The organism is Parabacteroides goldsteinii DSM 19448 = WAL 12034, from assembly GCF_000969835.1.
Taxonomy (GTDB): Bacteria; Bacteroidota; Bacteroidia; order Bacteroidales; family Tannerellaceae; genus Parabacteroides; species Parabacteroides goldsteinii.
This window is the reverse complement of the sequence record NZ_KQ033912.1, coordinates 1,763,232-1,777,636: the sequence shown is the minus strand read 5'-3', so window position 1 is coordinate 1,777,636 and position 14,405 is coordinate 1,763,232. Positions and strand designations below refer to the sequence as shown.

The 14,405-nt window shown below is 41.6% G+C and carries 8 protein-coding genes; all 8 read left to right on the top strand.

Annotated features, from left to right (window positions below):
- The first annotated feature begins 53 nt into the window (after window positions 1–53).
- On the top strand, window positions 54–3,527 hold the full coding sequence (locus HMPREF1535_RS06675; RefSeq protein WP_244275576.1) for a TonB-dependent receptor: 3,474 nt from the start codon (window positions 54–56) through the stop codon (window positions 3,525–3,527).
- Between the two features lie 26 nt (window positions 3,528–3,553).
- Window positions 3,554–5,020, top strand: a complete 1,467-nt coding sequence (locus tag HMPREF1535_RS06670) for a RagB/SusD family nutrient uptake outer membrane protein (protein WP_007655855.1) — start codon at window positions 3,554–3,556, stop codon at window positions 5,018–5,020.
- Window positions 5,021–5,044: 24 nt separating this feature from the next.
- Window positions 5,045–7,159, top strand: a complete 2,115-nt coding sequence (locus HMPREF1535_RS25335; protein ID WP_082207505.1) for a nucleoside hydrolase — start codon at window positions 5,045–5,047, stop codon at window positions 7,157–7,159.
- A gap of 169 nt (window positions 7,160–7,328) precedes the next feature.
- Complete coding sequence (locus HMPREF1535_RS06660; RefSeq protein ID WP_046145654.1) at window positions 7,329–8,339, top strand: nucleoside hydrolase; 1,011 nt, start codon at window positions 7,329–7,331, stop codon at window positions 8,337–8,339.
- A 57-nt stretch (window positions 8,340–8,396) separates the two neighbouring features.
- Window positions 8,397–9,071, top strand: coding sequence for an SGNH/GDSL hydrolase family protein (locus HMPREF1535_RS06655; protein ID WP_007655849.1), 675 nt, complete (start codon window positions 8,397–8,399; stop codon window positions 9,069–9,071).
- Window positions 9,072–9,216: 145 nt separating this feature from the next.
- Window positions 9,217–9,795, top strand: coding sequence for an RNA polymerase sigma-70 factor (locus HMPREF1535_RS06650; RefSeq protein ID WP_046146445.1), 579 nt, complete (start codon window positions 9,217–9,219; stop codon window positions 9,793–9,795).
- Window positions 9,796–9,866: 71 nt separating this feature from the next.
- The gene (locus tag HMPREF1535_RS06645) at window positions 9,867–10,892 is read left to right on the top strand and encodes a FecR family protein (protein WP_046145653.1); all 1,026 of its coding nucleotides are present in this window, start codon (window positions 9,867–9,869) and stop codon (window positions 10,890–10,892) included.
- 317 nt (window positions 10,893–11,209) lie between these two features.
- Window positions 11,210–14,395 (top strand): SusC/RagA family TonB-linked outer membrane protein, encoded by a 3,186-nt coding sequence (locus HMPREF1535_RS06640; protein ID WP_224263707.1) that lies wholly within the window; start codon window positions 11,210–11,212, stop codon window positions 14,393–14,395.
- The last annotated feature ends 10 nt before the right edge of the window (window positions 14,396–14,405 follow it).

The following is a 14,405-nucleotide window of genomic DNA, read 5'->3' as shown; positions in this document are numbered from 1 at the left end:
ATAATTTAAAAGGCAGCCATACGCATGCCGTTTTTAGTAGATTCATTCGGATTATGAAACTGATAAACCTATTCTTCATAGCAGGTATATGTTTCGCGAATGCTGCAAGCAGTTATTCGCAGTCCACTTTGTTAACCTTGGAAGCAGACAACAATACCCTGGAAGAAGTATTCAAAATGATAGAAAAAAACAGCGAATATGTTTTTTTCTATAGTGACAAAGCTGTTAACCTAAAGAAAAAGGTCAGTATTAATGTGAAAGATCAGACGATCGACAAAATACTCGACCAGGTGTTGCTGCAAACCGGCAACGCTTATTCGATCGACGACCGCCAGGTGTTCATCGGCGCCGCAGCAAAAAACAAACGAAACACCACTCCACTGCCCGCGGTTGCGCAGGTAGAGCGCATCGATGTGACAGGCGTTGTTCAGGATAAAGCAGGAGAACCTGTTATCGGAGCAACTGTTGTGGAGAAGGATAATCCGACGCATGGTACTATTACCGACCTGGACGGCCGTTTTGAGTTGCGTGGTGTACCTAAGAATGCCGTATTGCAGTTCTCTTTTGTAGGTATGCAAGCAAAGGAAGTGGCTGTGAACGGAAAGAAAATATTCAATGTCATTCTGGAGCCGAATACAGTCCTGGATGAAGTCGTTGTCGTTGGATATGGCACACAGTCAAGGGCTACATTGACTACTTCTGTCTCCAAGATGGATACGAAAGCGCTTGAGAGCGTACCTTATTCAAATCTTGTTACAGCGTTGCAAGGAACCGTATCCGGTGTCAGAGTACAGTCTACTACCGGACAGCCGGGTGCAAACCCCCGTATCATCGTGCGTGGCGGTACCTCAATCAACAGCCCCGATGGCGCTGATCCGATCTATATCGTGGACGGTGTGATCCGTAACGACATCGATGGTATTAATTCGGATGATATCGAGTCTATGCAGGTACTGAAAGATGCCGCATCCACTGCCATCTATGGTGCACGCGGATCAAACGGTGTCGTTCTGATTACAACAAAAACAGGTAAAGCCGGAAAAACCAGTGTCACTTATAAATACGACCTTACACTTTCCCAGGTAGGAAAAAGATATGATATGGCATCTGCCCGCGACTATATCTATTATAGCCGTATCGGACATCAGATTGCCGATCAGCGCTGGGGATTCGGCCTGAATGATCTTTATACGGCCACAGGTGCCGGTACGGGTAACGACCTGACAGCGAATACAACTTATACAACACAATATCTGTCTCCGGAAAACAAGCATAAATTGAACGAAGGATGGGAAAGTATGCCCGACCCGATCGATCCGTCGAAAACCATCATCTTCAAAGAGACAGACTGGCAGGATGTGTTGTTCCGTACAGCCGTTTCACACAATCATAATGTCAACGTTTCGGGTGGTTCCGAAACAGCTACTTTCAATGCCAGTGCAGGCTATATGAAGAATGAGGGTACCGTTATCACTACATACTATGATCGTTTGACATTCAACCTGGGTGGAGAAGTGAAGCTGCGTCCTAACCTGAAGATCGGCGGACGTGCTTCCTATAGTAAATATACCAATAACGGTGTGAATGAAACAAGTATCTTTGCTCGTGCCATCGGACAGGCGCCGACAACGAAATATACTTTCGAAGACGGTACGCTTTCTCCCGGTATCAAAGGGAACGGAAACCCGGCTTATCATTTGCATCGGAATACCAATAAGAATAGCGATGAGAATATTACGTTCATCTTCGATGGAAACTGGGAGATTATTCCGGGCCTGACATTCGCGCCGTCATTCTCTATTTGGAAAGAAGCTTTGGATACATATTCCTTTACCCCTTCTTACAAGGATGGTGTGAACAACGTGAATACAGTACGCCCGGCTAGTGCCAGTTATTCTAAATGGTGGCAGACACAGGCGGATGCCGTGTTGACATACAATAAAGATTTTACGGATCATCACTTGAACGTCATGGCTGGTTATTCCTACTATTTCAAGTCGAGCTATGGCATGTCGGCCAGTGGGGATGGTGCGTTGACCGACTTGATTCCGACGTTGAACGCGGTTTCCAATTACAAGCATATGACCAGCAATTTGTCGAAACAGATTATGTTGGGTTATTTCGGAAGAATCAATTACAACTACAAACAGCGCTATCTGTTGTCGGTGAATGCCCGCTACGATGCTTCTTCTATGCTGGGTAGAGAGCATAAATGGGGGTTCTTCCCCGGCGCTTCTATCGGATGGAATGTGCATGAAGAAGCTTTCTGGAAAGATATGAATGCAGATGCTTTCCGTTTGAAACTGAGAGGCAGTTATGGTGTCAATGGTAATATTACCGGCATGGGACCGTATACGGCGCAGGGCGAATACGCTGTTGGCGAGGGAAGGTATATGTGGGTAAACGGAATTGCGAATAAGGTTTTGCCGAATGAAGATTTGAAATGGGAACAATCGAAAACGTTCGATGTCGGTGTGGATGTCGGTTTGTTCGATCAGCGTGTAGATGTTATTTTCGATTATTTCAATCGTAGAACTGATGATTTGATTACGCAGTTGCCGATGCCTTTGTCGTCTGGTTTTGATGTGATTACTACTAACTACGGTAGTTTGAACAACCGCGGTATCGAAGTAGAGGTGAAGGTGCAGGTAATGCCGAAAAGATCCGAATTGCAGTGGGAGTTAGGTTTCAACGCCTCTCATGTGAAAACTAAGATTCGTAAACTTCCGGAAAACGGTGTGGAAAGAAACCGGGTAGGAGGTTATTATGCCTGGAATCCGGAAATCAACGACTACGACTGGGTAGGTGGTCTTCAGGAAGGTGGCCGGATCGGTGATCTTTTTGCCTGGAAGTCGTTGGGAATCTATGCTACCGATGAGGAAGCGAAGGCCGACCCCGTGGTTGATATGATGGACCCGTATGAAGATAAGACCAAATACGGTGGTGATACCCGCTGGTATGATGCCGATGGTAATGGCCAAATCGATGAGAAAGATATTTGTTATATGGGTAATACGTATCCGAAGTGGACAGGCGGTATTTCAAGCTCCTGGAGTTGGAAGAATTTCGATTTGTACCTGCGTATGGACTATATGACCGGACATACTATCTTTAACGAACAGAAGATTTTCCTTTGTGGACGCTGGGCTGGTAATCTCAATATACCGCAGGAAATGATCGACAAGAGCTGGAAAAAGCAAGGTGACATAGCTGCATTGCCGGTGTATATACCGAATGAAGATTATAACTTGTGGAGAGGTGGCGATTGGTATGGATTGGGTATGATGAACTCTGAATTTTATGAATCGGGTAATTACCTTTGCATCAGAGAGCTTACGTTGGGTTATAAACTGCCGCTTACAGGTATGATGAGTAGAATTTTTCAGAACCTGAAAGTGAATGTAACCGGAAACAACCTTCATTATTTCACGAAATATTCGGGTGCGAATCCCGAGTTCGGAGGAAAAGATTCAGGGCGTTATCCTCTTCCCAGAAATGTGATTTTCGGCGTATCTGCTACATTTTAATTTAATTTCGTAAAACTCGATAAGTTATGAATAAGTATAGTAATTTATTTATATGCCTGTTTGTTCTGTTATTTTGCTCATCATGTGGGGATCTTTTGAACCAGAAGCCTGAGAGTGCTATTACAAACGAGTCTTTTTGGACGAATCAAGATGATGCAACAGGGGTCTTGACGCATTCGTATGTACAACTCAGGTCGATGTCGTGCGGTGAGTTGTTTACGTTGGGAGAATCCAGAAGTGATGTGATTACGAGGGCAGTCACAGGGGATATCTATGAGCGGTATTATAAAAATACGTTGAGCCAGGAATTACCGGGTCCCGACTGGACTTCACTCTATAAGATTGTCAATGAGGCGAATCTGCTTATTAAATATATACCTCGTATCGATGCGGTTGAGGCCACAAAAAATAACTTGTTAGCAGAGGCTTATTCATTGCGGGCTTATCTGTATTTTGTGTTGGTTAAAACCTGGGGCGGTGTTCCGCTCCGGGTAGAGCCCACCGAAGGTTACAATCCGGAAACCGTACATAAAGGCCGGGCTACAGTGGAAGAGGTTTTCAAAGTGATAAAAGAGGATTTGGATAATGCGATCGCTTTGTTCCAGGACAATACTTTCTGGGCCTCCAGAAACCGTTTCTCCCAGCCGTTTGCCAATGCCTTGAAGGCCGATGTTTATTTGTGGACAGCCAAACGGTGCGGCGGAGGGAATGCCGATCTAGAGACTGCTTTGGCGGCTTGCAATGAAGTGCTGAAGGCTGATGTGGCGTTGCTTCCGAACTTTGCCGATCTGTTTGAATTTGGTAATAAAAGCAATGAGGAGATAATCATGTCTATTGCAAACACTATTTATGATGGTGGGGAGAATTATTTTAAGGATAACTATTCCGGAGCAGACGGCGGTATGATAGATCCGATTAGCGGAGAGGTGATAGGTACTACCGGGAATGGTATGGCTTGGACTGTAAGCGATTTGGTTAAAAATCAATTTACAGATGACGATAGCCGGAAAGAGGCTTCTTTTGTCGATGGGTTGAGATATGGTGAAAATAATGAGATGGAGTATCCGGCTTTGATTCGTAAAGGGCGGGGAGTCGTACAAAATGGTCAGAGGTATTTCAGGAGTGATTTCGTTTTATATCGCCTGGCAGACGTGCTGCTTATGAAGGCTGAAGCCAAGAATGCATTGGGACAGGATCCGTCTGAAGAGATGAACCTGATCAGAAAGAGAGCGTATGGTGATAATTTTGACAAACACATCTTTGTGAACCGGTCTAAAGAATTGAATGACGACGAGATTCTGAAAGAAAGATTGCTGGAATTGGTGTTCGAAGGAAAAAGATGGTGGGACCTCATACGATTCGGAAAAGCATTTGATATAGTGCCTTCATTGAATAATAAGAAAGGGCAGGATCACATGTTGTTATGGCCGCTTAGCTTGACTGTATTGACTCGTGAACCGCAAGTCGGACAGACTCCTGGTTGGGGAGACTGATTCTCTTGAAAATAGAATATAGGGATGAGATATTTACTTGTTAGTGTAATAATAAGTATTGGTATTGGTCTGTTTGGTTGTAAACAAGAACAGAATGCTGGGGAAAATACATCACTTCCCCAGCATGTTCAAGTACGAAACGTGATTATTGATGCCGATACGGATAATGAGCTGGATGACTTGCTTGCAATCGCTGCTGCTTTGAAGTCGCCTAAGCTGGAAGTCATCGGAATGACTGCTGCGCAATGGGATGGAAGGAATAATACGGTGCGGGAAGGACATGATCCTTGGTGGAATGATAATTCTGCCTATACCAGTTGGCTGATGAATGCCGTATTGGTGCAGTTATTAGACCGGACAGACCTCCCCTTACCCGTGGGAAGTGAGAGGAAGATCGTTTATAAAAAAGGGAGTCCTGAAAACAACCCTCGCAGAAGTGAGGCAACGGATTTTATTATCCGCAAAGCATCAGACTTGCCTCCGGGAGAAAAGTTGACAATCATCAGTACCGGAGCCCTAACGAATGTGGCATCTGCTGTAATGGTGAAGCCTGAAATAGCTAAAAAGATAGCGCTTTACTGGCTTGGGCAAACCTATGATTTTGAAAAGGATGTATGGATAGGCGAACATGAATTTAATGTGGCTAATGACTTGGAGGCCTTTGATCTTCTTTGCGATGCAGAAGATTTGGAATTTCATATTATGCCTAATAACGTAAGCGGATTACTGCGTTTTCATAATGCCCATTCGATCAATAAGCTTGAAAAGGTGGAAGGTATAGGTACTTTTATAGCGGATCGGTGGAGAAAGAGGATTGGAGACAATATGACTTCTTCCTGGACCATGTGGGATGTAGCTCTTGTTTATGCGATCACCAATCCGGAATGGGCGGAAGAAAAGAAGGTCGATACGCCTCCGGGTACAACCAAAAGAAAGGTCGATATATACACGAATATCGATGCGGAGAAAATGGAGAATGAGTTTTGGAATGCTTTAGGTTGTAATGTCCCTGAGGGACAGCAAGCGGCAGCACAGCCACAGATACGAAAAGTAAAAGATGTGGTTATTTATGAAGATCCTAAATTTCATGCAACATTTCCTTCGGCTGTAAAGCTGGGGCCCAATGAGTATACGGTGGCATTCCGGCGTGCACCGGACAGAAGAGTTTTTGGTGAACCTGGGAATGCGCATGTCGATCCTAACAGCTATTTGGTGCAGGTTCATTCGAATGATGGTGAAAACTGGACGAAAGATCCGGAGTTAATCTACGCCCATCCTTTTGGTGGTTCACAGGACCCTTGCTTATTGCAATTAAAGGATGGAACTTTGCTTTGTGCCAGTTACGGCTGGGCTTTTTCCTCTCAGGAGGGTATAGACAATTTAGGAAAACCTGTTTTGCATGAGAGTTGGCATGGTGGTGAAATTGCATTTTTAGGAGGATATATCTTGCGGTCTTTTGACAAGGGGAAAACATGGGAAGATCCGATTATTCCTCCAACGCTGGATTCGGAAATTTATATCAGCGCAACGGGAGAGCCTCTGCCGACTTATAACAGAGGGGCCATGTGCGAAGGTAAAAACGGCAAGATTTATTGGATTGTGGCTGGTCATGATCCTGCCCCGTTAGGAAAAACCAGTAATCATTTGCTTGTATCTGAGGACAAAGGCGAAACCTGGCAGTATTCCGGACTGGTTGCTACCGATGATAGTGTTGCATTCAATGAAGCTTCCGTTTATGAAACACCGAAGGGAGATATAGTCGGTTTTCTACGGACTACTTTGTATGATCATGCATGTATTGCCAGGTCGACCGATGGAGGAAAGACTTTCGAATGGAAATCAATGCAATTCCAGGGGCATCCTTTGGCGGCTCTGAGGCTCCCTGATAATCGTGTGTTGTTGACATATGGCTATCGTCATAAGCCTTTTGGCATCCGGGCAAGAATTTTGAATGCAGAATGTACGGATTATGCCATTTCCGAAGAATTTATACTTCGTGATGATGGTGATGGACCGGATTTAGGTTATCCTTGGCCGATTATGCTGGAAGATAATAGAGTTCTTGTAGTTTATTATTATAATAAAAATGGCCATCGTAATATTGAAGGTACCATTTTGGATATAGACTGTAAAAAATAAAGAAATATATACCTTTAAATTCTAAGATCATGTAAAAGAACGCAGACAGAACAGATGACGCGGATAAACGCAAATTTATTTTATTAAATAACTTTGCCGTAATCTGCGTTCTGTCTGCCTTAATATCAATTATCTTCCGGCAGTGAGTGGATAAAAAATGAAATATGAGATGAAAGATAAATTTAGAATAATTTTGTTGGTCATCTTTTTGACCGGTTGTAAGACATACGAGAACCCGCAGGAAGACAGAAACGTGGATGAGCTGTATCTGAATACCACTCCCGGAAAGGAAATGATATTGGATGTCGATATGTGTACGGATGTGGATGATGTATGTGCGGTAAGGATTGCAACGGCACTTGATGATGATGGGACTATCGATTTAAAAGGTGTCGCATATTCAATAGTCGGAAAGAATAATCTGGAAGCATTGAGAGGTTTCCTGTTATATGAAAATAAACCGGATGTATTGATCGGAAAAAGTATGGCAAACAATCCGGATGAATCCCCTTATTGGGATTTGATGGCAGCATATAACGATGGTAATGTAAATGCGTATGAAGCTGTAAAAATGTATAGAAAGATATTGTCAGAAAGTAATACGCCTGTGGATATTGTCACTACCGGGTATACGACAAATATAGAAGCCCTGTTGAAAAGCCAACCGGATGAATATTCTGATTTGTCGGGGCTTGAGTTAGTAAAACAAAAATGCGGACAGTTGTATATCGTCGGTGGAACTTATCCCGAAGGGCGTTGTAATAATTTTTTCTTTACTAAGGAAGCCCGATTGGCTATTGATTATGTAAGTAAGACCTGGCCTTATCCGATACTATTTTTTACAAATGAAGTGGGGGGAATGCTCAGGTGCGGTGGTCAATTACAGGCTGTGGATATAGATAAGAGGGATATTGTAACTCGTTCATTGGTCGCGTTCGGGACTCAAAACGGTCGTCATGCTTGGGACCCTTTTGGAGTATGGTGTGCCGGGTATGCTTGCGGAAAAATTAACCGGTTAGGTTTCAAACGTGTAAATATAGCCATAGATACTGAAACGGGACGTAATACATTTACAGATGCCGCCGATGGAAAACATTTCGTGATATATCGGTTATGTGATGATGATAATTATTATAATATAATGATGGATCATTTACTAATAAAAAAAGCCAAACTTTAATTGTTAACACATCAAGGATTGAATTTAGTAATAACGTAACTTAATAAAAATAGTAGTATGAAAAACGTAAAAAAATGGTTGATACTAAGTATTTGTGTATTGGCCACAACTTCATTATTTGGCCAACAGGCAGTCGACTGGGCCAATTTCGAACGGTATGCAGAACAGAACAAGACTGTAAAAACACCTTCGAAAGTCGTGTTTATAGGAAATTCGATTACCGAAGGTTGGTGGTATGCTGATTCGTTGTTCTTTAAGAAGAATGAGTTTATAGCTAGAGGAATCAGCGGACAGGTCACATCTCAAATGTTGGTTCGCTTCCGCAAAGATGTGATCGACCTTAAACCTAAAGCGGTAGTAATCCTTGCCGGAGCTAACGACATTGCGGAGAATAACGGTTATATCTCTTTGGAGAATATCAAGGGAAATATTGTCTCTATGATTGAATTGGCTAAACTTCATAAGATAGATGTGATTCTGTGTTCTGTTTTGCCAGCTTATGACTTTAGTTGGCATAAGGGATTGGAGCCGGCGGAAAAAATTATTGAGCTGAATAAAATGCTTAAAGCATATGCAGACCGTAATAGAATTACCTATGTAGATTATCACTCTAAAATGGCAGACGAACGGAATGGATTACCTGAAAAGTATTCCGGAGATGGGGTACATCCTAATGCGGAAGGATATAAGGTCATGGAAAATATACTTCTGCCGGTGTTAAAACGGTACTAGCGTTGATTCTTTGATCAAAAAACAGTTTTTTTAATCTATAACTACTAAAATGAAAGATGAGGGTATCCGACGGATACCCTTTTTTCTGTTTTTTGTTTTGTCATTTGATAATTCTTTTACCTTTGCACAGGTAACTGCATACGTTATGGATAAGGAATCACAACACATCTGTAATCTTAGGAAAGGAGACACTACATCTTTTGAATATCTTTATACTGTTTGGAGCGGTAAACTCTATAACTTTGTTATGCGTATTTCGAAAGGGGATAGTTATTTGGCGGAGGAAATTGTACAAGCTGTATTTATCAAGGTTTGGGAAGGGAAGGAGTCTCTTGATCCCGGAAAATCGTTTGGAGCTTACCTTTGTACAATAGCCAAAAACCAACTCGTAAATATTTATCAGCACAGAATGCTGGAACAGCTTTATCAGGAAAAAGTAATAGCCTCCGAACCAACAGAAAACACAACTGAAAAAGAAGTCGATTATCACTTACTGGAAGAATACATTGACTCATTGATAGACCAACTGCCCCCTGCCCGTAGGGAGATATTTGTACTAAGCCGCCGGAATATGCTGACTAATAAGGAAATTGCAGAAAAACTCAATCTTTCTGAAAATACGGTAGAATCACAGTTAACCAAGGCTATTTCATTCATGCGTAGCCGGATAAATCAACACTACGGTTTATCTGTTTCTTTACTCCTTTATTTATTAATTGATTAATAAAAGTTAAATACACGAGGGCGGGTAACGGATTTGTATCTGTTGCCTGTATACCTAATAGACACAATAAAATGGAAAAGACTGATTACATACAATTATTTGATAAGTTCCTGTTAAAGCAGGCTTCTGCAGAAGAAATTCAGGTTCTCATCCAATGGCTGAAAAGCGAAGGTTCTTTTCTGGACTGGGCGGATGAGGAATGGAATGTAGCGGCTTCAGAAATGGATACGAAATTACAACGGCAGTTGTTTGGACAGATAAAAGAAAAGATCAGTCAGATAGATAAGACGTGTTTGCCGGAAAAAGAGAATAGACGTCGCAAATTCTATCTGTGGTTCGCCCGTGTTGCTTCTGTTATTTTATTATTGTTGATGACGGGCTTGTCCGTGCATTATTATACCATGAGCCAGATGATTATGCCTGATATGATTGTTTCTGTAGAGAAAGGACAAAAGGCAAATGTTGTACTCCCTGACGGATCGAAAGTTTGGGTTAATTCAGATTCCCGGTTGTCTTATGGTAGCCGATTCAATCAAAAAGAGAGAGTTTTGTCTTTGGAAGGGGAGGCCTATTTTGAAGTGACGCCGGATAAAGACCGTCCGTTTATTGTAGAGACGGACGAACTGGCTGTCCGTGCATTAGGAACCAGTTTTAATGTAAAATCTTATGAAGAAGAGAAAGATGTTTCAACTGTCCTCATGACCGGCAAAGTGGAAGTTACATCAGACTATGACCGTCTTGTCTTAAATCCGAATGAAAGGATCGTTTTCAATAAACAGACCGGACATATGGAAAAAAGTACTGTAGAGAATACCGGTGATTATATCAATTGGAAATATAATGCACTGACATTTAACGGTGAGACATTTGAAAATATTGTTCATACGCTGGAACGATATTATAATACCCGGATTGTATTCGAATCGGAAACATTGAAAAAATATCGTTTCACAGGAACTCCAGGTAATACCAGTCTGGAAAGTATATTGCAGATATTATCTCTGACTTCTCCTTTGTCTTATGAAGTAAGGGATAGTATGATTATTTTACGGGAAAATGTAAAACAGAAAGCTTATTATGAAAAAGCATTGAAATAGATAAATAATTTGTTTAACACTAAAGTATTGGAATATGGAAAACACGGGATAGAATGATAAAAAAGGGATAGTGTCAGACACCATCCCCTCTACTGTAATTTATAAACCGCACTTCGGTATCTCGCAAATAACAAGTGCAATTAATAAATACCTTTAATCTCTACAAATTTATGAATTATTTAATTAGTAGGACTATTTATGTCCTTAAAAAACGGCAATTTAGCTGGGTTAGATTAGTTTTATTAATATTGTTTATATCTCCTTCCCTTTTGGGGCAGATATCGATAAGTATACAAAAACAAACTTTACGTCAGGCTTTGAAAGCAATCGAACGTTCAGGTAATTATCAGTTTTTCTATAATGAAGATTTATTCAGTCTGGATAAAGTAGTGTCTCTGTCGGTAAAGGATGCTCCGATAGAAGATGTATTGGATAAACTATTGTCTGGTACGGATATCACCTATAAAAAAGAAAAGGAAAACCTGATTGTGCTGACATTGAAAGCAACATCTGTTACTCAGAAGCAAGAGAATCGGACTGTAAAAGGGACCGTTGTCGATGCTGCCGGCGAACCTGTTATTGGGGCAAATGTGGTGGAAAAAGGAACAACAAACGGTACAGTAACTGATTTGGATGGTAATTTTACATTGAATGTGTCTGCCGGTTCAACCTTAAGTATTTCTTATATTGGTTATACAGAACAATTTGTTTCAGTAGGCAACCTATCAACATTCAATATTAAATTGATGGAAGATACACAGAAGCTGGAAGAAATTATCGTTGTTGGATACGGTGCTCAGAAAAAAGTTAATCTGACGGGATCTGTTGCTTCTATTTCCAGTCAGGAACTGGTACAACGTCCTATTACATCGGTTGCATCCGGTATCCAGGGAATCGTTCCCGGTCTGACCATTACATCCGGTCAGGGTCGTCCGGGTTCCAGTGATAACACCAGTATCCGTGTACGTGGTACGGGTACATTAAACAATTCAGATCCCTATATATTGATCGATGGAATAGAGTCCGGTTCTATGAATCAGATTGATCCGAATGATATTGAGTCTATTTCTGTACTGAAAGATGCGGCTTCTGCTGCAATTTATGGTTCGAAAGCAGCCAATGGGGTAATTCTGATTACAACAAAGCGTGGTGTTTCCGGGCGTCCTGTTGTTTCTTATAATGCTACTTTCGGTTGGCAGACAGCAACTGGTTTTATCGAAAGAATGAACTCAGCTGATGCTGCAACTTATTACAATAAAGCATTGGAGTCAAGTGGTAAAGCCCCCCGCTTTACTGAAGAAGATATTAAGTTGTTTCGTGACGGCAGCGATCCTTACGGACATCCTGATACCGATTGGAATGATTTGGGTTTCGCGGGAAACGGCTTTATGCATCAACATAATATCAACCTGTCAGGTGGTTCGGAGAATATAAAGTATATGGCTTCTGTCGGTTACCTGAATCAAAATGGTATTATGAAACACAGTAACCGTGAGCAGTTCAATATGCGTACCAATTTGGATGCCAAATTATCGGATCATATTAATGTGCGTGCGAATATGTCGTTTATTCATAACGATTATGCAGACCCGACGAACTCGTATGTAGGAGGTGGTTCTGACCAGATTATCCGTCAGTTGAATCGTATCGCTCCCTGGATACCTTATAAGAATGAAGATGGAACATATGGAACCATCGGTGATGGAAATCCTGTAGCCTGGCTGGATCTGGATCAGACATTGAATCGTAACAATCAGAATTTCTCTGGTATCCTGGCTGTTGATTATAACATAATGAAAGGTCTGAAATTTACAGCGCAGGGAGCATATGTATCCGATGTTCAGGATAGAAAAGAATTTGTCAAGGATATTCAATATAATACGATCAAATATCATGGTCCCAACTCATTGGATGAACGTACTTACCTATGGGACCGTACTTCATTGGATCTGTTGGTCAATTATGACAAAAGTTTCGGGAATCATAACCTGAAAGCAATGGCAGGCTATCGTATTGAAAAATATAATTATAAGTATACGAAGGCTTATCGTCAGAGTTTTCCGAATAATGATATGACGGATATTAATGCCGGTACCCAATCAACCCAGACAAACGAAGGTTATTCCCGTGAATTGGCTATGATGTCTTATTTTGGACGTATCAATTATGACTATGCAGGAAAATACTTGTTCGAGGCGAATTTCAGGGCGGATGCTTCTTCCCGTTTCAGTCCGGATAACCGTTGGGGATATTTTCCATCTCTTTCTGCCGGATGGCGTTTGTCTGAAGAAGGTTTCATGGAAGGAGCCAGTGACTGGATGCAATCACTGAAAGTCCGTGCATCATGGGGCCAGCTTGGAAACCAGGAAGCATTGGATGATTATTATCCTTGGTTAATAACTTATGCGATTGGTTCAAGTAGTGGGGGGAACTATCCTTTTGACGGAAATGTAAACACTGGTATTATGCAGAAAGCTCAGAAATTATCTACCATTTCCTGGGAAAAGTCGTCAAACTGGGGTATCGGATTTGATTTGAGCGTACTTTCTTGTCTGGATTTTACAGTCGATTATTACAATCGTAAAACAACTGGTATTATTATGGATGTGCCTGTTCCCGGTAGTTTTGGATTAGATCCGTATAAAGATAATGTGGGAGCCATGCGCAATTCAGGTTTTGAAGTGACGGCTGCTTTTCGTAAACAATGGAATGACTGGAAATTCTCAGCAACAGGGAATATGGCTGTGAATAAAAATGAAATTCTGAATTTGGGCGGTGTCAATGAGATGTTGGATAAAAATAATAACTATTTTATCAATCGGGTAGGCTCTGCCTATAAATCATTTTATGGTTATGTTGCTGACGGCTTATTTAGAAGTCAGGAAGAGGCTGATGCTTATACTGAAAAATACGGTAATCCGTTTGGTAATGCATTTAAAGCCGGTGATATTAAATACAAAGATGTCAATGGAGACGGTAAGCTAACTTCAGCCGACCGTGATGTCTCCGGCTCAGAGCAGCCGAATGTTACTTTCGGTCTCAATTTATCTGCTTCCTGGAAAAATTTTGATCTGTCGGTATTTATGCAGGGAGCCTGTGGTGTGTCACGTTATTTTAACAATGAAGTATTTGGTGAATTTACAGGAGATAGTTCACATCCTTCGACAGCCTGGTTTGATGCCTGGTCGCCTGAAAATCCGAATGGAACTTTCCCGCGTGTTGCGGAGTCTGACCGAACCAGCAGTAGACCGAGTAACTATTCTACATTCTGGATCTTTAAGACAAATTATTTACGTGTCAAAAACATTCAGTTCGGATATAATCTGCCGGATAACTGGTTGAAAGGAATTGGCGTTTCACGTGCCAAGATTTATTATTCAGGTGAAAACTTGTTTAAGTTTGATAACCTGCCGGTTAATATTGATCCGGAAGCTCCTTCTGGTCGTGGTTCTCATTATCCGCAGGTATGTACAAATTCAATTGGAATAAATATAACCTTCTAATATACAGGAA